The sequence below is a fragment of the Bacillus sp. FSL L8-0099 genome (assembly GCF_038006385.1).
Taxonomy (GTDB): Bacteria; Bacillota; Bacilli; order Bacillales; family Bacillaceae_G; genus Bacillus_A; species Bacillus_A toyonensis.
This window is the reverse complement of sequence record NZ_JBBOVC010000001.1, coordinates 3623640-3646463: the sequence shown is the minus strand read 5'-3', so window position 1 is coordinate 3646463 and position 22824 is coordinate 3623640. Positions and strand designations below refer to the sequence as shown.

Annotated in this window: 19 protein-coding genes; all 19 read left to right on the top strand. The window is 31.9% G+C overall.

Features of this window, described 5'->3' with window-relative positions; all coding sequences use genetic code 11:
- The first annotated feature begins 31 nt into the window (after positions 1–31).
- Entirely contained in the window at positions 32–1027 is a 996-nt protein-coding gene (locus MHH42_RS18340; RefSeq protein ID WP_000716771.1) for a GH25 family lysozyme, read from the top strand.
- Positions 1028–1198: 171 nt separating this feature from the next.
- A complete protein-coding gene (locus tag MHH42_RS18335) occupies positions 1199–1429 on the top strand; it encodes a BhlA/UviB family holin-like peptide (RefSeq protein WP_340894764.1) in 231 nt (76 codons plus the stop codon).
- A gap of 341 nt (positions 1430–1770) precedes the next feature.
- Entirely contained in the window at positions 1771–2511 is a 741-nt protein-coding gene (locus MHH42_RS18330; protein WP_001031073.1) for a YveK family protein, read from the top strand.
- Positions 2460–3122, top strand: coding sequence for a CpsD/CapB family tyrosine-protein kinase (locus tag MHH42_RS18325; RefSeq protein ID WP_000323603.1), 663 nt, complete (start codon positions 2460–2462; stop codon positions 3120–3122). Before MHH42_RS18330 ends, MHH42_RS18325 begins: the two co-directional genes overlap by 52 nt.
- Positions 3123–3417: 295 nt before the next feature.
- A complete protein-coding gene (locus MHH42_RS18320; protein WP_000222377.1) occupies positions 3418–5244 on the top strand; it encodes a polysaccharide biosynthesis protein in 1827 nt (608 codons plus the stop codon).
- Positions 5245–5277: 33 nt separating this feature from the next.
- A complete protein-coding gene (locus MHH42_RS18315; RefSeq protein ID WP_070173649.1) occupies positions 5278–6435 on the top strand; it encodes a glycosyltransferase family 4 protein in 1158 nt (385 codons plus the stop codon).
- Complete coding sequence (locus MHH42_RS18310) at positions 6420–7529, top strand: glycosyltransferase family 1 protein (protein ID WP_000537132.1); 1110 nt, start codon at positions 6420–6422, stop codon at positions 7527–7529. Before MHH42_RS18315 ends, MHH42_RS18310 begins: the two co-directional genes overlap by 16 nt.
- Before the next feature lie 5 nt (positions 7530–7534).
- Positions 7535–8428, top strand: coding sequence for a glycosyltransferase family 2 protein (locus MHH42_RS18305; protein WP_070173648.1), 894 nt, complete (start codon positions 7535–7537; stop codon positions 8426–8428).
- A gap of 35 nt (positions 8429–8463) precedes the next feature.
- Positions 8464–9525, top strand: coding sequence for an EpsG family protein (locus MHH42_RS18300; RefSeq protein ID WP_000154273.1), 1062 nt, complete (start codon positions 8464–8466; stop codon positions 9523–9525).
- 35 nt (positions 9526–9560) lie between these two features.
- Positions 9561–10733: a glycosyltransferase family 1 protein gene (locus tag MHH42_RS18295; RefSeq protein WP_000510527.1), complete on the top strand. Its 1173-nt coding sequence runs from the start codon at positions 9561–9563 to the stop codon at positions 10731–10733.
- Positions 10734–10852: 119 nt separating this feature from the next.
- Positions 10853–12061 (top strand): glycosyltransferase, encoded by a 1209-nt coding sequence (locus MHH42_RS18290; RefSeq protein WP_000730211.1) that lies wholly within the window; start codon positions 10853–10855, stop codon positions 12059–12061.
- A gap of 63 nt (positions 12062–12124) precedes the next feature.
- Entirely contained in the window at positions 12125–13093 is a 969-nt protein-coding gene (locus tag MHH42_RS18285) for a polysaccharide pyruvyl transferase family protein (protein ID WP_340893758.1), read from the top strand.
- A 43-nt stretch (positions 13094–13136) separates the two neighbouring features.
- Positions 13137–14405: a peptidase gene (locus MHH42_RS18280; protein ID WP_070173647.1), complete on the top strand. Its 1269-nt coding sequence runs from the start codon at positions 13137–13139 to the stop codon at positions 14403–14405.
- Between the two features lie 18 nt (positions 14406–14423).
- Complete coding sequence (locus tag MHH42_RS18275) at positions 14424–15983, top strand: lipopolysaccharide biosynthesis protein (protein WP_001222557.1); 1560 nt, start codon at positions 14424–14426, stop codon at positions 15981–15983.
- Between the two features lie 338 nt (positions 15984–16321).
- On the top strand, positions 16322–18556 hold the full coding sequence (locus MHH42_RS18270) for a right-handed parallel beta-helix repeat-containing protein (RefSeq protein WP_097837403.1): 2235 nt from the start codon (positions 16322–16324) through the stop codon (positions 18554–18556).
- 611 nt (positions 18557–19167) lie between these two features.
- Entirely contained in the window at positions 19168–19773 is a 606-nt protein-coding gene (locus tag MHH42_RS18265; RefSeq protein WP_000825901.1) for a sugar transferase, read from the top strand.
- On the top strand, positions 19760–20737 hold the full coding sequence (locus MHH42_RS18260) for an ATP-grasp domain-containing protein (protein WP_340893754.1): 978 nt from the start codon (positions 19760–19762) through the stop codon (positions 20735–20737). Before MHH42_RS18265 ends, MHH42_RS18260 begins: the two co-directional genes overlap by 14 nt.
- 1 nt (position 20738) lies before the next feature.
- Positions 20739–21434 carry an HAD family hydrolase gene (locus MHH42_RS18255; protein WP_000236579.1) on the top strand — a complete coding sequence of 232 codons (696 nt, stop codon included), beginning with the start codon at positions 20739–20741 and terminating at the stop codon, positions 21432–21434.
- Between the two features lie 30 nt (positions 21435–21464).
- Entirely contained in the window at positions 21465–22628 is a 1164-nt protein-coding gene (locus tag MHH42_RS18250) for an aminotransferase class I/II-fold pyridoxal phosphate-dependent enzyme (protein ID WP_070173645.1), read from the top strand.
- The last annotated feature ends 196 nt before the right edge of the window (positions 22629–22824 follow it).

Genomic DNA, 22824 nt, shown 5'->3' with positions numbered 1-22824 from the left:
AATTTTGATATAGGAAAGAAGAGGAATAGAAATGAAGAAAATTGCAGATTTATCTCATCACAATGGTTCAATAAATTGGGCGGCAGCTAGTAAAGAGCTTGAACTTGCTATTATACGTGTACAATATGGATCAAGGACAATTGATACACGTTATAAAGAGTATGTACAAGGTTGTAAAGACTATGGTGTCCCATTTGCACACTATGCTTATGGATGTTATGTAAGTGTTCAGGATGCTATTGTAGAAGCGAATGATTTTATGGCGCGCGCTGACAAAGAAGCGAAATTTTTAGTATTAGATGTGGAAGATGATACATTAGCAAGTTGTGGAGCAGTTAACTTAGCGAAAGCTTCACAGGCATTTATTGATACATGCCGTGCAGCTGGCTGGAAAATAGGTCTATATGTATCACATCACATGTATACAAGCTATGGACTAAATACTGTGAATGCGGATTTCCTTTGGATTCCACGTTATGGAAATAAACCAGCCTATAACTGTGATTTATGGCAGTATACGGAAAGTGGTAGTCTTGCGGGCGTATCTGGTAATGTAGATTTAAATTACTTAAACGGAGAAAAATCTCTTGAATGGTTTACAGGTAAAGGTGGCGTTGTTGGTACACCGCAACCAGAAGGGATTGGGTTCGCAAAGTCAATATACTGGGAAGGTTATGGTATTAACTATCATGATAGACCACATGGCAACTATCAGGGGAACTTTACAACAGCAGCAGAAGTATTGTACTGGAATGCGTACTGGGGAGAAGATAATGATGTGTGGTTAGATTTAGGTAGAAGCCGTTGGGTAAAAGCGGAGCATTATTATTGGAGACCTTTCAAAGCAATATCAAAATACCCAGAAGGATATGGAGTAAACTTTTATGATGGAATTAACGGCTCATACAAAGGACGTATTACTTCAAAAGAACCCCTTACAGTATTCTTCCGTAAAGAAGGCTGGATTGATATTGGTGGGAATCGTTGGACACCTGAGGAACACTTTGACATTGTAGATATTCGATAAAAATTCCAGTAGTAACTGTTTTTGTATTTTATAAAGTTATGACATAAAAGATAGCTTTAGCAAGAATTATAAGACAGAGATAGCTATAAGGACATATTGGTGTTAAAAGATGATAAAAGATTAGAGTCACTCGAATGAGTAATTATTTAGATTAGAAAAGGAGTGAGAATAATAGAAGAGCAGATCTTAAATTCAATGATTCAACAAGGAGCATTCGCAGCGTTATTTGTGTGGATGCTTATTACTACACAAAAAAAGAATGAACAGCGCGAAGAACAATATCAAAAAGTTATTGAAAAAAACCAACAAGTCATTGAAGAACAAGCAAAAGCGTTTAGTTCGTTGGCGAAGGATTTATCAGATATTAAACAAAAAATTTTGGGACATGGTGATATGAAATAAAGCATCATGTTAAACTATTTATTCCGCAAGTAAGTTCACCAATGAGAACGTAATCGAAATACATCTCTATACTAAGAAAAAAAGCCCTGATACTACGATATCAGGGCTTTTTCGTCATTTATCTACAATGAATTGCAGTGAATATTGTCGTAATTTATGAGGTGTAATTAAGAAGTCATTTAACAAGAATAATTTATGTTGACTCGTTCTGTATAAAGAACTAAAATGGCATTAATTAGAAATGTTTGTATATTTAAAAAATAAAACATATTACTTTTATTTCTGTTTTTTATGGGAATGTCAACTGGAATCTCATTGGTATTAAATGAGGGGGAGAAGTAATGAATAAGGAAATAAATTTAAAAAATCTATTTACTGTTATATGGAAAAGGGTATGGATACTACTGTTGTTTACGACTCTCACAACCGTAGGAGGAGCGATGTATAGTATGTATATGAAAACACCTTTGTATGCCTCCTCAGCAAGGGTTATTGTTCAAGCTAATGCTGAAACGATGAATACATTGAAAGCGATGGTAAATGAGCCTGTAATATTAGAAAAAGTAGCGGCTGAATTAAATATTAACAGATCTGCAGGTGCATTAAGTGGACAAATAAGTATAGAAAGTGTACAAGGCTCTCAGATTATGAGAATAAATGTAGTGGATATTGATCCTGTACTTGCACATAAAATTGCAAATACGACAGCGGCTGTTTATAAGAAAGAAGTAGCAAATATACTAAATTTTAATAATGTGAGTATATTACCAGAAGACCCAGTTCAAAAACATTCGATGCCTATAAATATAAATCACCTTAAGACGATACTAATTGCGTTCTCTGTAGGTATGGTGCTCAGTATCGGTTTTATTTTTTTATTGGATTCATTTGATGATAGAATCAAATCGGAACGACGAATTGAGCAATTGTTAGATGTCCCTGTTTTGGGCGGGATTTCTAAAATGAATAGGAAAAATACGGAAGACAAATTCAGTAAAAAAAATACAGTGGTACTGGGGGATGGAACGGAGTGGCCTACAAAAATAGACGAAAAACAAATAAAGTTAAAGGAGAAAGTATAATTGCTTATACAGCTCCAAGATCGAAAATTTCGGAGCAGTATCGTTCGCTTCGAACAAACCTTCAATTATCTTCGTCTATTCATAAAAGCAGAACTATAGTTATTACTTCTCCAAGGTATGGTGAAGGAAAATCAACGATTACAGTTAATTTAGCAGTCTCAATAGCACAAAAAGGTGAAAAAGTATTGATAGTAGATGCAAATTTACGAAAACCCACGATTCAGGAAATGTTTGGAGTAGAAAATACAGTTGGATTAACTGATATATTGAACGGAAAAACAAATTTAGAAGGCGCTGTAAAAAAAACAGAGATGGAACGTCTTGATATATTAACTAGCGGTCCAGTACCATTCAATCCATCTGAAGTACTTGGTTCAGGTGAGATGGATATGTTAATTCAAAAGGCAATGGAACGGTATGACATCATATTATTTGATTCTTCCCCTGTATTAGAAGTAACAGATACGAGTGTATTAGTTGATAAGTGTGAAGGAGTACTTTTGGTGATCCGATATAATCGTACTGTGAGCGAAGATGCGCTTGAAACGAAAAGAGCGCTAAGTTTTACGAAAAGCAGAATATTGGGTGCAATTTTGAATGGGAAAGTATAAAGGGGATTAGAATAATAAATTTAACCTTCTTACATAAAAATGTTCGTTATAAAGAAAGAATAATAGAATTGTGATGTGGTGATGTCTCCTGACCGCTATCAATGGAGGCACTCGATTATGCTGTGGGTTGTGAAAGCAACCTTAGATGCGAGTCATCAAAAGTGTAATGTGAGGGAGGGTTAGATGCCCATATTTTATTAAAGTTTCTAGCTATGTACTTTTAATAAAGAGTATATAGTTAGAAACTTTAACTTTGAAAGAGTTCAGTAAGGAATTGATTAAAGGAGGAAGTTATATGACGTATCGCCGGAGGATATCGTTATTGCTTTTAATGGATTCACTGATTGTATTAAGTGCAGTTTTTTTTAGTTATTTTTTTGTAAATGCTAGCTTTAGTGTTATCACTTTATCATCAGTTATTAGCTCTATCACTCTATTAGTTAGTCATCATTTATTTGCTTTTGTTTATAAATTGTATAAAAAAGCTTTGGAATATGCAAGTATAGGAGAGTTGCTAATTATATGCAAGGTCGTTACATTTTCAATACTTACTACAGCGGTTGTACAGCAAATCATTATGCAAAAAATGTATTTTCGATTGTTAGTTGTAACTTGGATGATTCATATTTTATTAATTGGTGGTTCCCGCTTTATTTGGAGAATGTACAGAGATATTTATTATGTAAAGAAGGGTGATAAAAAAAGAACGTTAATTGTTGGTGCTGGATCAGCTGGGACGATGGTTGCAAGGCAGTTGTTGAAGAATAATACTGCTGAATTAATGCCAGTCGCGTTTATTGATGATAATGTCAAAAAGCATAATCTTGATATTTGGGGGATTCCAGTAATAGGTGGTATGAATCAAATTGATTATGTTATTAAAAAACTGAATATTGAGATAGTTATCTTGGCAATTCCTTCGTTAAACAAGAGAGAGAGAAATGTTATTTTAAAAGATTGTTTAAAAACAAAAGTAAAAACTCAAATCCTTCCCATGTTAGAAGACTTAGTAACAGGTAAGGTTTCAGTAAATGAATTTAGAGATGTTCAAGTAGAAGATTTATTAGGGCGAGATCCTGTAGAGTTAGATGTGGAAATTATTTCAGATTATATAACGGATAAAGTCATTTTAGTTACTGGTGCAGGTGGATCAATTGGTTCGGAAATTTGTAGACAAGTTGCGAAATTTAAACCGAAAAAATTGATTTTATTAGGGCATGGAGAAAACAGTATTTATTCCATAGAAATGGAATTAAATGAAAAATATAACGATATGAGAGGCGTGTTTATTCCAGAAATCGCGGATATACAAGATGAAAAGAAGATGCATTTAATAATGAATAAACATCTTCCAAATGTTGTATATCATGCAGCCGCACATAAACATGTACCATTAATGGAGAACAATCCTGAAGAGGCTGTTAAAAATAATTTGATTGGAACTATGAATATAGCAGAGGCAGCGAGAACACATGGAGTAGGAACGTTTGTTATGATTTCTTCCGATAAAGCGGTGAACCCGACGAGTGTTATGGGTGCAACAAAGAAATTAGCTGAGATGGTCATTCAGCACAAAGATAAAATAAGTCATACAAAGTTTGTTACAGTACGTTTTGGAAATGTATTAGGTAGCCGCGGAAGCGTCATACCTTTATTTAAGAAACAAATTCAAAATGGTGGACCAATTACAGTTACTCATCCTGATATGGTTCGTTATTTTATGACAATTCCGGAGGCATCAAGACTCGTAGTGCAAGCTGGGGCGCTAGCTAAAGGAGGAGAAATTTTTGTGCTGGATATGGGAGAACCAGTAAAAATAGTTGATCTTGCTAAAAATCTCATTCGATTATCAGGAAACTCTTTGGATGAAATAGGAATAGAATTTACCGGTATACGCCCAGGAGAGAAGCTTTTTGAAGAATTACTAAAAGAAGATGAAATGAATGAGAAGCAAGTTCACCCGAGAATTTATGTAGGGCAAGAAATGAATGTTCGTATAGAAGAAATAGAAAAGTTAATTTTGGAATATACAGAGTTAGATGAGATGGAATTAAGAAAGCGATTGTTAAATTTAGTGAATCAGCGAAAAACTTTAAAACTATTAATACCAGTATCAGGTTAATAGCAAAAAATTATTATAAGACGGGTGCGTGGGATGGTGTCTAAAAAAATTCTGTTTTGTGCAACTGTGGATTATCATTTTAAAGCTTTTCATTTACCGTATTTGAAATGGTTTGCAGACCAAGGATGGGAAGTGCATGTTGCAGCGAATGGGAATATACATCTTCCGTACGTAACTCAAAAATATAATATTCCTCTTCAAAGATCACCGATTAGCGTACAAAACTTTCATGCATATAAAAAACTTACATCAATTATTCATCAAAATAAATATAATATCATTCATTGTCATACGCCTATGGGAGGAGCAATTGCTCGTCTAGCTGCTAGAAAAGTGCGGAGAGAAGGCACAAAGGTTATATATACAGCGCATGGATTTCATTTTTGTAAAGGATCATCATTCATAAATTGGCTCTTATACTATCCAATCGAAAGAATTTTAGCTACTACTACGGATTGTCTTCTAACAATTAATCAAGAAGATTACAGTTTAGCAGTAAAGCATCGATTTCAGGCGGGAAGTATTAAACTCGTTCATGGTGTAGGAGTAGATATAGAACGATATATTCCTGTTAATGAAAGTGAAAAGGAGCAATTAAGACATAAAAATGGTTATAATTCTGAAGATTTTTTAATGTTTTATGCAGCTGAATTTAATAAGAACAAAAACCAAAGCTTCTTAATTCAATCATTGGCACAATTAAAAAATGAAATTCCGCATGCGAAGCTAATACTTGCTGGTGAAGGGCCTTTAATGAAGGAGTGCAAAAATATAGTGGCTCAACTAGGTGTGAGTAGTATGGTACATTTTCTTGGTTATAGAAATGATATAGCCCCTTTGCTGCAGATGTGTGACCTAGCTGTTGCATCGAGTTACCGGGAAGGTTTACCAGTTAATATTATGGAAGCTATGGCTTGTGGACTTCCAGTTATCGCCACTGACAATCGGGGACATAGGGAGTTAATTATTCATAATAAAAATGGTTGGATTATAGATCGTGATGATATAAAGACGATGTCTGAAAGAATAAATTCTATTTCTAAAAGTATTAAATTACAAGCTCAGTTTGGACGGTGTGGGCGTACTATTATTACAAGTAAATATTCAGTTAACGAAGTGTTAAAAGAGAAAAAAGAAATTTATACAACATATATGGATGAAATGGAGGATTTAAATTGGGCACTCCATTGAGAGTACTACATGTAGTCGTAAATATGAATAGAGGCGGAGCCGAAACCTTAATTATGAATTTGTATCGTAATATAGACCGCTCAAAAGTACAATTTGATTTTTTAACTTGTAAAGAAGGAGTGTTTGATGAAGAAATAGTAAAGTTAGGCGGGGAAATTCATAGAATTCCATATGTTACAGATGTTGGTCATAGGGGCTATATAAAGGCGCTAGATAATTTCTTTAGTACCCATACGCAATATAAAATCGTTCATTCACATATAGATAAAATGAGCGGATTTGTACTTCGTTCAGCTAAAAAAGCAAGGGTGCCAGTTAGGATTGCGCATAGTCATAATACTAGTAGTGAGGGTGGTATTGCTGCAAAAATCTATAAATGGTATGCGGGAAAATCAATAGCCATATGTGCAACACATTTGTTAGCATGTTCAAATGCTGCTGCCAGATGGCTATTTGCGGATAAAGCCGATGTAGCTAGAATCTTAAAAAATGGAATTGATTGTGATAGATTTTTGTTCTGTCCAGACATACGAAAACAAGTAAGAGAAGAATTACAAATTGAGAAAGATACTCTTGTTGTAGGTCATGTTGGAAGATTTGCTCATCAAAAAAATCATGCTTACCTTATAGAATTATTCGCGCAGTTAACGCGATTTAAGCCGGATTCAATTCTTTTATTAGCTGGCGAAGGGCCGCTTCGCGTGGGAATTGAAAATAAAGTAAGGGAATTGAATATGGAGAAGCATATACGGTTTCTCGGGATAAGAGACGATATAGAAAGGATACTTCAAGCATTTGATGTATTTGTTTTTCCATCCATACATGAGGGATTGCCACTCACTCTCATAGAGGCGCAAGGAGTTGGTTTACCTTGTATTATATCTGATACTATTACGAAAGAAGTGGACTTGGGAATGAATTTAGTTGAACATGTTTCTCTAACAGATAAATTTGCTTGGATAGAAAAAATGAAAAATATAGAAACTAGTAATTTTTCGAGGAAAACACCAACTCAAGTAGTATTCGCAAAAGGATACGATATAAAACATACGGCTGAATTAACTCAAGACTATTATTCTGTACTTTCGAGGTGAGTAATTTGAAGAATTTAACGATTTTCACCCCTACTTATAATAGAGCATATTGTCTTGCAAATTGTTATGAGAGTTTAAAACATCAAACATGTAAGGATTTTGTATGGTTAATAATAGATGATGGATCTAGTGATAACACAAAAGAATTGGTGGATAGCTGGATTGCTGAAAAACATATCAAAATTAAGTATCATTGGCAACAAAATCAAGGGATGCATGGTGCTCATAATACAGCATATGAAATGATTGATACGGAGTTAAATGTTTGTATTGATTCTGATGATTATATGCCCGATGAAGCGGTAGAAAAAATCCTTTCTTTTTGGAGTAGCTATGGAAATGAAGAAATTAGCGGGATAATTGGATTGGATTTGTATACAAATGGACAAATAATTGGCTCAAAGTTACCAGAGAACCTTAAACACTCCACGCTTTTTGATCTTTACAATAAACATGGTGTCACAGGTGATAAAAAATTGGTCTATCGCACAGAATTGACTAAGAAATATCCATACCCAATTTTTAACAATGAAAAATATGTAGGGTTAGCATACAAATATTACATGTTAGATCAACAGTATGAGATGTTACTAATGAACGAAGCGCTTTGTTATGTGGAATACATGGCTGATGGATCATCAATGAATATGCTAAACCAATATCGTAGAAACCCAAAAGGTTTTGCTTTTTATCGCAAGGAACTTATGAAATTACCATTTACTAATCGACTATTTAAGTATAGGCAAGCTATACATTATGTATCTAGTAGTTTCATATCGAGAAATAGAAAGTTTATACAAGAATCGCCATGTAAAGGACTGACACTTTGTGCACTACCATTTGGGGCTATCCTTTATAGTTATATTACAATGAAAACAAAAATGAAAGTAAACATGTAGAGACTTATTTAGTAATTAAATGAGAGGACAGAATAATGACCATACTTTGGATGAATCTTGCTATAGTATTCATGCTCGCATTTTTTGCAAGGTATTTTGCTATACCAGTGACTAATAGTCTTACATTGATAAAGCCCAATAGGCTGTTGATTATAATGGCGGCTTTATCTCTTGTGTTGGTGGCGGGGCTTCGAAATAATATTGGGGATACTTATTTTTATATGCATGCATATAAAATAACGGAGTTTAATTGGGAATATGTTCAAACTAATAAAGACATGGGCTTTAATATTTTTCAAATGGTTTTGAAAAAATATACGGATAATCCTCAAGTAATGGTTTTTACTACAGCATTGATAACAAATGTACTCATTGTAGCAACACTATATAAATATTCAAGACTAATTGAATTGAGTTTATATGTTTATATTACGTCGGGTATGTATTTAACATCAATGAATGGGATTAGGCAATATTTAGCCGCTGCAATTATTTTTGCTGCTACAAAATATATTTTCGAAGGAAAATGGAAAAAATATACATTAATTGTATTATGTGCATCAACATTTCATGCAAGTGCATTAGTTTTAATGCCAATATACTTTTTTGTAAGAAAAAAAGCCTGGTCAGGAACGACATATTTGCTCCTTTTTTTAGCGGTATGTGTAGTAATAGGTTTTAATCAGTTTTCGGAAATTTTATTTTCGGCTATTGGAAATACTCAATATGGTCAATATAAGGAATTTCATGAAGGTGGTGCCAATATACTTAGGGTTGCTGTGAATATAGTGCCAATTATACTGGCTTACCTTGGGAAAGATAAAATGAGGGCGTTATTCCCTGAAAGTGATTATATTGTAAATATGTCTATATTAGGTCTTGTTTTTATGATTATTTCAACACAGAATTGGATATTTGCTAGATTCTCCATATATTTTGGATTGTATCAGTTAATATTAATTTCTTGGGTTGTGAAGTCATTTACAGATAAAGATCAAAAGTTGATGTATTATGCAGTTCTAGTGTGCTATTTTATTTATTTTGTATATGAACATGTAATTACTTTGGGAATTATCTATAAGAGTAATCTACTTTGATAATAAAGTGCAAAATGCTAGGAGAGGATTGTTGAATGGGGATAGATTCTAAGCCTGAACCTATAAATAAAAAGAAGGTTTTACACATTGTCAGCGCTCTGAATCGCGGGGGAGCTGAAACATTATTAATGAATATATATAGGAAAATAGATAGGGAGCAGCTTCAGTTTGATTTTGTATCCCATCGAAATGAGAAAAATGATTACGAAGATGAAATAATGGCCTTAGGTGGGAGAATATATAAGGTACCTAGTTTAGGACAAATAGGACCTTTTGCCTATGTTAAAGAACTTGTGAAAATTATGTCGGATAATCAATATGAAGTTGTACATGCACATACGGATTATCAAGGTGGTTTCGTTGCTGTAGCGGCAAAAATAGCTGGTATAAAAAAGAGGATTTGTCATTCCCATAGTAATAATTGGCCACAAGACTCTGGAATAAAAGCAAGAGTTATCCTAAAGGTTTTGCAATCTATTATTAAATATGCTGGAACTAATTATTGTGCGTGTAGCGTTGAAGCAGCACGTTTTTTATTTGGTGAAAGGATGCTTCAAAGTCAGAGGATAGAACTGATTAAAAACGGTATAGATATTAATCAATTTACTGATATAGATGCTGGAAGTAGTGTCAGCGTAAGAAGGGAACTTAATATACCGAATACAGCAAAATTAATAGGACATATAGGAAGTTTTTCAGAGTCAAAGAATCATGTTTTTATCCTAAAAGTTTTAAAGCAAATTTTAAAAAGAGATTCAAATTTTGTTGCTATTCTAGTAGGAGATGGTCCGTTAAGGATTTCTATTGAATTAAAAGCAAAGCAATTAGGGATTTTTGAAAACATTAGATTTTTGGGCGTTAGGAAGGATATTCCACGACTCATGAAGAGCTTTGATGTTTTTATTTTTCCTTCTTTGTTTGAGGGGTTTGGTATTGTAACTTTAGAAGCGCAATCTGCAGGTGTACCATGTGTTGTAGCAGATACACTACCTAATAATACTGATATGGGGTTAGGGATAATGTCATTTGTTGACTTAGATGAAGAAATTGAAATATGGTGTAAAGAAATTTATAAAGCCTTGTTAAAAGAAAGACCAGACAGGGAATTCATAATTAACAATATATCGAAATTAGGCTTTGATATTAACGATAACATTTACGAGTGGCTATCGTTATATGGAATTGTGTGCAAGGAAGAAGTAGGGTAATCTAATTTGTTTTCATTTTATATGTCTGATGTATAAGGAAAATTGGTAAGCGTAACAGCAAAATACTAATATAAAATGAAGAAGAGAAATCAATAATAGATTTTGTGAGGTATCCTATTATGAAAAAGAAAAGAATATTAATTACATCTTTTGATATGGAAATTGGTGGAGTAGAAAGAAGTTTGATTGGTTTATTAAATACAATTGATTACAGTAAGTATGATATAGATTTAATGTTATTTAAACATGAAGGAGGATTTTTCTCTTTACTACCCAAAGAGCCGAATTTATTAGAAGAATTGCAACAATATACTACTTTTAGAAAATCAATTAAACAGATATTACAAGAAGGGCATTTCTCAATTGGAATTACTAGGATGATAGGAAAAGTTATGGGTGTTATGCATGGAAGGTTTGTAAATAGTAAAGAACCTGGATACTTTGTCATTCAATATGGATGGAGAATATCTCTTCCATTTCTTCCAAAATTGAGAGAAGAGTACGATGTTGCGATAAGTTTTTTATGGCCGCATTATTTTATAGGGGATAAAGTTCGAGCGAAAAGAAAAATTGGGTGGATTCATACTGATTATTCGAACATACAACTTAACAAAGAAATGGAATGTAAAATGTGGAGGGAAATGGATGATATCGTGGCGGTTTCTGAAAGTTGTAGAGATACATTCCTGAATAGTCTACCTTATATTAATAAAGAGGTGCAAGTGATAGAAAATATAATAGATTCTGAATTTGTTTGTGAACAATCCAATGAAGGAGATATTACTCAGGAAATATCAATAAATAGCGCGCGAATCAAGTTAATTACTGTTGCTAGACTTTCGCATGCTAAAGGAATTGATGACGCTATATATGCGCTTAGACAGTTATTAGATCAAGGGTATGATATCGAGTGGTACATAGTTGGATATGGGCCGCAAGAAGCGGAACTTAAATTGTTGATAGATAAACTAGGACTTCAAGATAAATTTGTTTTACTAGGTAAGAAGATTAATCCGTACCCGTACATAAAAGCATGTGATATTTATGTACAACCTTCTAGATACGAAGGGAAGGCAGTAACAGTTCGGGAAGCGCAAATTCTTAAGAAACCAGTATTAATAACTAATTTTTCAACTGCCAAAAGTCAGTTGGAGAACGGCGTAGATGGATATATTTGTCCAATGGGTATAAAGGGAATTGTCGAAGGAATAAAAAAAATGATTGATGATGTTGAATTCAGAAATGAAATTGTTAATAATGTAAGCCAAAAAAATTATGGTAATGAAATAGAAGTGGAAAAGATATATAGGTTAATTGAATTAGAATAGATTAAGCTATAAAACTAAAAAATCTTTTACTATTAATAAAAGATACTTGGGGGAATTATTTTTATGGATAATGTTTTAGTATTAGATACATCAGTAGGTTCTCTTAACAAGGGTGACGATATAATAATGAAGTGTGTAAAGCATCATCTTTCTGATATAACTAAAAATGCATATGTTTTAACATTACCTACTCATGTTTCACCTTTTCATTGGTACCAAGTAGCGAGAAAATCAAATAGGGTAAAGATTTATAGTGATGCGAAATATAAGTTTGTAGGTGGTTCGAATTTGCTAGCAATGGATATGTTTACTCATTTTCCACAGTGGAATATAAATATATTTAATTATGGTCCTTTAAAGGGGAGTATTCTGGTTGGAGTGGGTGCAGGCAAAGGGAATAAAATAAATCCCTATACAAAAATGTTATATAGAAAAGTTTTATCGCATGAATATATACATAGCGTTAGAGATGAAAGAACAAAAAAATTTTTAGAAGAAATGGGGTTTAAAGCTCTAAATACTGGTTGTGCAACTTTGTGGTCTTTTACGCCTGATTTTTGTAGGGGAATTCCGAGTGGAAAATCGGAATCGGTTGTTTTTACATTAACTCATCATTCTAAAGATCGTGAAAAAGATCAATTACTGATAGATATACTTAACAAAAGTTATGAAAATGTCTACTTTTGGATACAAGATTCTGATGATTTTGAATATTTAAAATCTTTAGAGGGTATACAAGGTATAAAAATTATATCTCCTACTATAGAGGCATATGAAAAAATCCTAAATACAGCCGTTGATTATATTGGAACACGTTTACATGGCGGTATATTTGCTATGCGTCATAAAAAACGTGCAATAATTATCTCTATAGATGAAAGAGCTAAGGGGATGGGGGAAACGTATAATTTAAATCTGATTGATAGAGAAGATTTAAATAATCTCGAAAAAATGATAAATGCAGAGTTTATCACGGATGTTCAAGTGAATTTTGATGTAGTAAATCAATGGTTAAAACAGTTCTCTAATTAACAAATGTATTGTGATAAAAATGGCGATTTATTAGGAGGCTCAAATGAATAGTATAATTCTCGATAAAATTGTCGTAAGGAATAATAGAGTTGATTATTATTTTAGTATTAAGGGGGATTTACAAAAGTATTTTAAGACAAGTAATCATATGTTTCTTGAATATAACTATGATGTATCTGACATCCCTTTAAGTATTTTGGCTATTCCGTTTGTTGCGAATGTAGTTCCTCTTGTATGGATTACTAATTCAACAATAGTAATAAATGAATTAGATAAATCTTTTTATATTTGTTTAAATAATATAAAAAATGCATATCAAAACATGTTTCCTGGTGTGAAATTTAAAGGATTCATGGTTGTAGGAGAAATTATTGATAATGTTTACATTCCGGAACTTGAAGCGGCATCTTTATTTAGTGGTGGATTGGATGCACTTACTACATTTATAAGAATAAAAGATAAACACCCTTTGTTAGTTACTGAATATGGATGGCATGAAAATGAAATAGAGGGTAGTAAAGTATGGGAGGCAGATAAAGAAAATGCCGTAAATTTTGTAAAGGATAATGGACTAGAAAATATTTTTATACAATCTAACTATGGGACCTTTATAATTGCAGGGAACATTGACCATGATTTTAGAGAAAAGTTAAACGATACATGGTGGCATGGATTGCATCATGGTCTAGCAATAATATCTGCAGCTATTCCAATAGCTTTTAAACTTAAGATAAAATGTATATACATTGCAAGTTCTAATTCCCCATTATATCAAGTTACTTGTGCATCTGATCCAACTGTGGATAATGAAATAAAATATGCATCTGGAACAGTCTTTCATGATGGATACGAACTTACTAGGCAAGAAAAGATTAAAGTTGTTGTGGACCATTATTCAGCTAGTAAAGAACCTGTTAATATCAGGGTATGTTTTAAAAATGAAGAAAATTGTTGTAAATGTGAAAAATGTTTAAGAACAATTATGGGAATTATTGCTGAAGGGAGAGACCCTCGTGAATATGGTTTTAATATTCCAAGTAATCTTTATCAGTACGTTAAAACTTCTTTAAATAATGAGGTGAAGTTTTTTACTAATACATTCATTGAAATGTATTGGAATTTAATCCAAGTGCGAATGAAACAAAATTGTGATTGTATAACAGATAAAAATTTACTAAATTGGTTTCTAGATTATGATTTCAAGGCGCAACGAAGAAAAGCGTTATTAAAATACAGGATAACAAAGTTTTTCCCGATTTTAAAGAGGAAGATTAGTGCTAAATTTAGTAGAGTGGGTACGCAAAACAACTAAAATATAGAAGGTATTACGATGAGAATACAAAACTCCTTAAAAAATATTTTATTCGGTTTGTCTGGACAAATAATTAGTATTGGTATGGGATTTGTTGTTCGAACTGTTTTTATTTTTACACTCGGTATAGAATATTTAGGTGTGGATGGGCTTTTTACAAGTATACTATTGATGTTTTCCCTAGCTAATTTAGGATTTGATACAGCTATAATATATAGTTTATATAGGCCATTAGCTGAGAAGGATATTTATAAAATACAGGCATTAATGAATTTATATCAAAAAGCATACAGATTAATAGGAGTAGTAGTTTTATTAATTGGGTTATCTCTATTGCCATTTCTTGATCATTTAGTGAATGCAGATACTACGATTAAAGACATTAACATTATCTATCTTTTATTTTTAATAAGTTCAGTGTCATCATATTATTTTGTATATAAGCAATCTATTATTATTGCTGATCAAAGTAACTATATTATTTCTAAAATACACACTTTGTTCATAATTATATCTAATGCATTACAAATTGTTTTATTAATAATTATTAGTGATTACATTGTAGTACTGGTAGCTCAATTAACATTAAAAGTAATTGAGAATGTATATATTGCAAATAAGGCAAATAAATTATATCCATTTTTAAAAGAAAAAAATAATGCGAAATTATCTAAGACAGACAGACGTGAGTTTTTTGAGAATTTGTATTCCTTGTTGCTATATAAAATTAGTGGTGTAGTAATTAATGCAACAGATAATATAGTTATATCGAAATTTATTGGGGTTATTTGGGTTGGGGTTTATTCAAATTATTTGTTGATCTTAAATACATTAAATACCTTATTAGGCTATTTGTTTTATTCTATCACTGCTAGTGTTGGAAATTTGAATGTGAAAGAAAATGCAGACAAAAAATATTTTATTTTTCGTGTAATTAACTTTTTTAATTTTTGGATATATGGATTTTGTACAGTTTGCCTTTGGAATTTGATAAATCCTTTTATAACAATCTGGTTAGGTGAGGAATATGTGTTTAATAAGTATGTATTATTTTTCATATTACTTAATTTTTTCACTTCAGGAATGCAAAATACAACTACAATGTTTAGAGAAACCACAGGTTTATTTAAAAAAGGGAAGTACAGGCCTATTATAGCGGCAATTATAAATATTGTAGTTTCTATAATTCTTGCGAAACAAATAGGAATAGCAGGAGTGCTTTTAGGGACTGTTATTAGTAGATTATGTACTTACTTTTGGTATGACCCTTATATTATATTTAAAATGATTTTTAAAAAATCTGTAAAAGTATATTTTATTAGATATATTTTGTTTGTAGTGCTTGTATTATTTTCTATTATAGCAACGGATTTTATTGGTTATATTTTTCACATAAATATATTTATGGACATGGCAATACGTAGTATTTTGTGTCTGATTATTCCGAATCTGATCTTTTGGATGGTATTTAAAGAGGCGGAAGAGTATAGATATTTCCTTAATTTAACCCGGATATTAATAAAAAAAATAAAGCCGAAAATATTAACTCGGAAATTTCCGAATGATAATTATCCATAAATTATAATTTTATTTTTTCCATATCACAGTAAAAAATGCTTTATTTACGGAAGAGATTTTAGGTTGTTCTGAAAATAATAGTAGGTAATAATAGGGGCGTTAGGTATAAAGAGTATAGTGTCTTTTTAATAATATTGTAAGTTTAAATAGTTATAAATAAAAGAGTATTGAAATGAAAACAGCTAGTAAGAATAGACCTTTTTAGAAAGGAATTGTAAAAAGGCTTTCTAAATAATGGATCTCTAAAAACAATAAAAAGTGATATTACTTCTCTTATATCCAATCAATTTACCTTATGAAACATAAGATGTAGAAAAGCAAAAAAGAGGTGTGAATTGATGTGGAGAAGAAGGGATAATCTTGGGAATTTGAATGATTTAGATTTGGTGTCCAAGCCTCCTTTTCATAATGACATTTTAACTTATGATAGTACGCAATTAAAATGGATTCCAAAATCATTTGAAGCTACAAATTCTACAAGTATATATGTATTAGAATTAGATAGATGGGATGTTAAGAATGATGGGACTGATGCTATCAATACTTCCCAAGGTATTAATAATGCTCTAGTATGGGCGGCTCAACAAGGTTATACGGAAGTTGTGTTACCTAGAGGAATATATTTGATTGATAAACAAACACCCATCGAACCACCAAGTCATTTAACTTTGAATCTAAACGGTTCGACATTAAAAATGGAAACAAATAATTTGACTGGATATGCAATTATAAGTTTTCGTAGAAATCAAGTATATTCTAGGATAACAAATGGTATTATCCAAGGAGATAGATATACACATGATTACTCTAGTGGGGGAACACATGAGGCAGGGTACGGCATTGAATTGGGGAGTTTTACTCCACCTGCTGATGGGGGGAACAATACACGGTTTGTATCTTTAGATAATCTAGATATTTTAGATTGTACAGGAGATGCCATTACACTGAACAGTACTTTTGGGCAGATTTCACCTTTTCCTACAGCATTAGCAAGTTCATTTGAACAGGGAGCAATTAATACAACAGATGGTTCATTGGTAAGTAGTACAACAAAGATACGTTCCAATTTGCAAATTGATATGAACCAAGTGGCTATTGTAAAGTATGGTTACTTTGGATTATATGGAAATGGATTTGGAGCATTGGGTTCTGAAATAAAATGCGATTATTATGATGTCATTTTTTACACTTCAAACAATATATTTTTATCTTCAAAAACCAATGTACAATTCTTTGATGAAGTAGAAGTCCCTAATGGAGCAAGTTATGCTAAAGTTGTTTTGCATCAAGGGAATGTTCCTGCTCCTGCAAATTGTTTAATAAATGTTCGGGTACCTTCTTTTTCGCAATATACTTATATAGAAAAATGTAATTTACATGATTGCCGTAGACAAGGGATTAGTGTATGTGGGGCAAAGAATGTATATATTCGAGATAATGATATTCATCACATCGCAGGTACCAATCCACAAAGTGGACTAGATATTGAAGATGGATATGATTTAAATCAATATATATATATTGAAAGAAATAATTTTCATGATAATAAAAATTATAATATTATTGTTGTAAATGGGAAATTTATCTATATATCGAATAATTCTATTATGAATACCATTACAAATGCTTATGTTGGGTTGTCTATTAATGGTGGTGCAGATAGGGTAATCGTAACAGGGAATAATATCCGATTAACCAAGGTCTCTTTGTTAGGAGATGTTATTTTTTCCAATAATTATGTATACGGAGCGCAAGTAAATGTTCAAGGTGTATATGTAAATCGATCTATTAATATATCGGATAATGTTTTTTCTAATAGTAAAATGATTATTGATACTCCCTTTCCATATGCGGTTAAAGTTGATTCCTGTCGTTTTATAAACGATACAGATAAACTTAATTCCTTGTCATCATTGTATCAGTGGACATTAGAGCTGAAAAATGAACCGCAAACTATCTCAAATTGTATATTTGAAGGACAAGACGTTTTGTATTTAAATTATGTACCAGTAGGAACAGTTAAATCAGGATGGATATTTGAAAATATTATATTTAATAATGTTAAACCCCCAACCCTAGTTGCAGGGACGTATACAAATTGCTTTTTTAAGGATGTAACCTTTTTGGGGATAGCAAGTACAGGAAGTACTTTAGAATTAAAAGGTTGCAAGTTCTTTAGTATAGATAGAAATAACACGTTATTTACAGTGAATAACCTCAAAGCATTCAAGATGATGGATTGTCATATAGAAAAACCAAATGGTACGGTCTTGAATATTCAAAATGTATCTGATGAAATAGTGTTAAGGGGAAATACTATAAAAATTACAAATGATACTCTTCAGAGAGCTATTATTGTTTTGGATGCAGCGTTTACTGGTAAGCAAGTGATAATTCAAAATAATATTATAAATTCTACAAATTTGATGCAAGTTGGGATAGATAATAGAACAACGAGTAGTACACCTCAAGTAGTAATTCAAAATAACGTGTTAAATAATGCGAAAATTACAATTACGGGGAGGGAATTTTTACAAGGAAATATTGTTAATGGTGTAATCGATTCAAATTAATGCATGGTGATAATTAAATTTGAATAGTTTCAAAAAATTATGAGAAATGAAGTAGAGTGGCTCTTAATAAATATGTCTATAAAGTATTATATAATGGTACATGGAAGGGTTTTGTCCAATGTAATCATTCGAAATAGTCTAATTCCTAATAGATAATATGCTTATTGACTTTTAGTTACTACTATAGAAAAGAGAAAAGCTATTATGTTTTTTATAAACATAATAGCTTTTTGTTATTACGTTAACTGCATACTAAAAAATAGTGAGTAGGAGAATGTTTTAATAATAAATGTTTTTTTATACTATTAAGCGTTGTTTATAAAATTGTTTTTGTGAATATATTTTTTGAGATTTTTACAGTGTGTAATAGTCTCTTGGATAAGCATTTGGAAAATATATTTTGCACCTATGTGTATTGCTTTCTTCTACTTATTAAGTTTTAAAGTTGTGTACTAAAGAAAATGTTTGCAGGTGATAAGTAAAGAAAAATTGAATACAATTCTTTACTTACAACTTGAAAATACTTGATTTCAACCCGTAATGAATACTTTATATATTATTTCACTTTGGAAAAGCATTTGTAATAATTTAAGATGGGGGAATGATTGGTAATGAAGAGACTGTTGGATATCTTTATTTCTTTATTATTATTAATTTGCTTTTTTTTCATTATTCTTTTAGTAGCAATTATAGTTAAAACCCAGATAGGATCACCTATTTTATTTAGACAACAACGTCCAGGGTTACATGGAAAACCCTTTTATCTTTATAAATTTCGTACGATGACCAATGAGCGAGATAATAGCGGGGAGCTCTTACCAGATTACGCTAGATTAACTAAAGTTGGAAAATTCCTGAGGAAATATAGTTTGGACGAATTACCACAATTAATAAATGTGCTAAAAGGTCAATTAAGTTTGGTGGGCCCTCGACCATTATTAATGGAATATATGCCTTTATATTCGCAAGAGCAAGCTAAAAGGCATAATGTTAAACCCGGGATCACTGGATGGGCTCAAATTAATGGAAGAAATAGTATCTCATGGGATGAGAAATTTAAATTAGATGTATGGTATGTTGAGAATCAAAGTTTTCTTTTAGATTTGAAAATTTTATATCTAACTTTTAGTAAGGTTTTAAAATCGGAAGGGATAACAAATAATAAGCATGTGACTATGCCAGTTTTTAAGGGGGGAATCGAGCATGGGGGGGAATAAAATGAATATTTTGTTTACTAGCTCTGGTAGGAGGGTCACTTTAATTAAAAAATTTAAGGAGGTATTTGAACAAGTAGGAATCAAAGGGAAAATCTTTACTGCAGACTTAAAAGAAACTGCTCCTACCATTTACTTTAGCGATAAGCATTTTATTGTTCCGCGTGTAAATGAAGAAGGGTATATAAATGAATTGTTAAAAATATGTAGATCTAAAATGATAAATCTAATAATTCCGTTAATTGATACAGAATTAATCCTTATGGCTAATAATTCGGAGGTTTTTGAAGGTATTGGTGTAAAAGTACTAGTTTCTAGTATGGAATTAAATAAAATTGCTAATAACAAAAAATACACATATAACTTTTTTGTATCTAATAATATACCAACGCCTAGAGTGTATAGTGATGAAGAGATTGGAAGAAAGGAATATCAATTTCCACTATTGATTAAACCTTATGATGGCAGTTCTAGTAAAGGTGTAACAAAAATAATGAATGAAAAGGAATTGGAATTTTTTAAGGAGTATATACCTAACGCTATGATACAAGAGTACGTTTCAGGAGAGGAATACACTATAGATGTCATGGTAGATTTCTATGGGAATATAAAAACGATCGTTCCTAGATTGCGTATAGAGACACGAGCAGGTGAGGTAAGTAAAGGTATAACCAAGAAAGATTTTGACATTATCCAAGCAGCAGAAACTGTAATAAAAGCTCTTCCTAATCCTATTGGATGTATTACTTTACAATGTTTTAAAAAGAAGGATGGACAAATTACATTTATTGAAATAAATCCTCGTTTTGGTGGAGGAATTCCATTATCCATAGAAGCTGGAGCGAATTTTCCACTTTGGACAATTAAAATGTGTCAGGGAGATGTTTTTACAGATAGAGACTTTAATTGGAGAGAAAATTTAACAATGCTTAGATATGATGAAGCGGTTTTTATGGAGAGTATTTAATATGGTGATTCAAGCAATTGTTTTTGATATGGATGATACTTTATATAAAGAGAAAGATTATGTCGTAAGTGGCTTTAAAGCAGTGGATGATTGGATTAAAGATAACTATGGAAAAATTGGTTTTTATAATATCGCAATTCGATTATTCAATTCAGGTGAAAAAAAGTTTGTGTTTAATAAAACACTTAAAAAGTTAGACATTGATTATGATGAAAAATTGATTAGTAATTTGATAGAACAGTATAGGTTCCATAAACCAGATATTCAATTGTTGGATGAAGCGGATTGGGTACTAAATAATTTGGTTAATACCGTTAAAATAGGACTTATTTCAGATGGATATTTAGTTGCTCAAGAAAGAAAAATAAATGCATTAAAGTTAAAAGAGAGGGTTCATTCAATAATTCTCACTGATAAGCTAGGAAAAGAATGTTGGAAACCAAGCAAAATTCCTTATGAAAAAATAAGTAAGGAATTACAGGTGCCTCATGAGCAATGTGTCTATATAGGAGATAATTTAAGTAAGGATTTTATAACGGCCAAGAAATTGAAATGGTTAACGATCCATATTAGTAGAGAAGATGGAATTTACCATAATCTTATAGTTGAGCAAGCTTATAAAGCACATTATACAATTGATAATTTAAGGAGATTATCTGATATATCTGTATTAAAGCATATGTTTTTAGATACATAGTATTTAAATATGTATAAAGGATGTGTTTACATGCACACAGTTCAGCATAAAAAGCGAATTTACCTTTCCTCTCCGCACATGAGTGGGAATGAACAAAAATATATCCAAAATGCATTTGATACAAACTGGGTTGCTCCTCTTGGGCCAAATGTCGATGGGTTTGAACGAGAACTTGCATCTTTTGTAGGAGTTAGGGGAGGTACTGCAGTTAGTTCAGGTACTGCTGCTATTCATTTAGCTTTGCAGTTATTAGGTATTCAAAAGGGAGATACAGTATTTTGTTCCAGTTTTACTTTTGTAGCGAGTGCAAATCCGATTGTTTATTTGGGAGCGGAACCGGTATTTATTGACTCAGAACCGGAAACCTGGAATATGTCATCGAGTGCATTGGCACATGCATTATATGAAGCTAATAAAATGGGGAATTTGCCTAAGGCTATCATTCTTGTTCATTTATATGGTCAGAGTGCTAAACTAGATGAAATTCTCTCACTTTGTCATCAATATAATGTTCCTATAGTTGAGGATGCAGCAGAATCTCTTGGATCTACATATAAAGGAAAAGCAAGCGGTACATTCGGAAAATTTGGTGTTTATTCATTTAATGGAAATAAAATTATTACAACTTCAGGTGGTGGAATGCTAGTTTCTAATGATGTAGAAGCATTGGAAAGAGCGAGATTTTTAGCGACACAAGCAAAGGATCCAGCTCCACATTATGAGCATAGTGAGATAGGGTATAATTATCGACTAAGTAATATTTTAGCTGGTATTGGTAGAGGACAATTAGAAGTGTTAGAAGATAGGGTGAGAGCTAGAAGATTTGTATATAAACGGTATTACGAAGCGCTATCTCACATGCCAGGGTTTTATTTTATGCCTGAATTAGAACATACTCGCCCAAATCGTTGGCTTACTACATTGACAATTGATGAAAAGGAATCTGGGATTTCTATTGGGAAATTGTTGAGAATTTTAGCAGAAGAGAACATTGAAGCGCGTCCTATGTGGAAGCCACTTCATATGCAGTCGCTCTTTAAAGAGAAGAAGTATTATCCGCATAGCAAAAATGAAGATGTGTCGCAGTACCTATTTCAAAGTGGAATTTGTTTGCCTTCAGGATCTAATATGTTAGCAGAAGATCAACAAAGGGTAATTCAAAGCATTTTAAAAGTTGTAGAATGGAAGAATTAAAAGAAAAGTAAGTGAAAATGGAATTTGAATTAGATTTGTATACGTACCACTAATTGTTCTTTATAATGAATTCTTTCTAGTGTTCAGTTTCAATTTACATAAAAAAAGGGAGGAGTATAGATTTGAAAATGTCTATAATATATAAGTCTGAAAGTAAATTAAAGCATGTAATTGAGAAAGTAATAAAAATAAATAA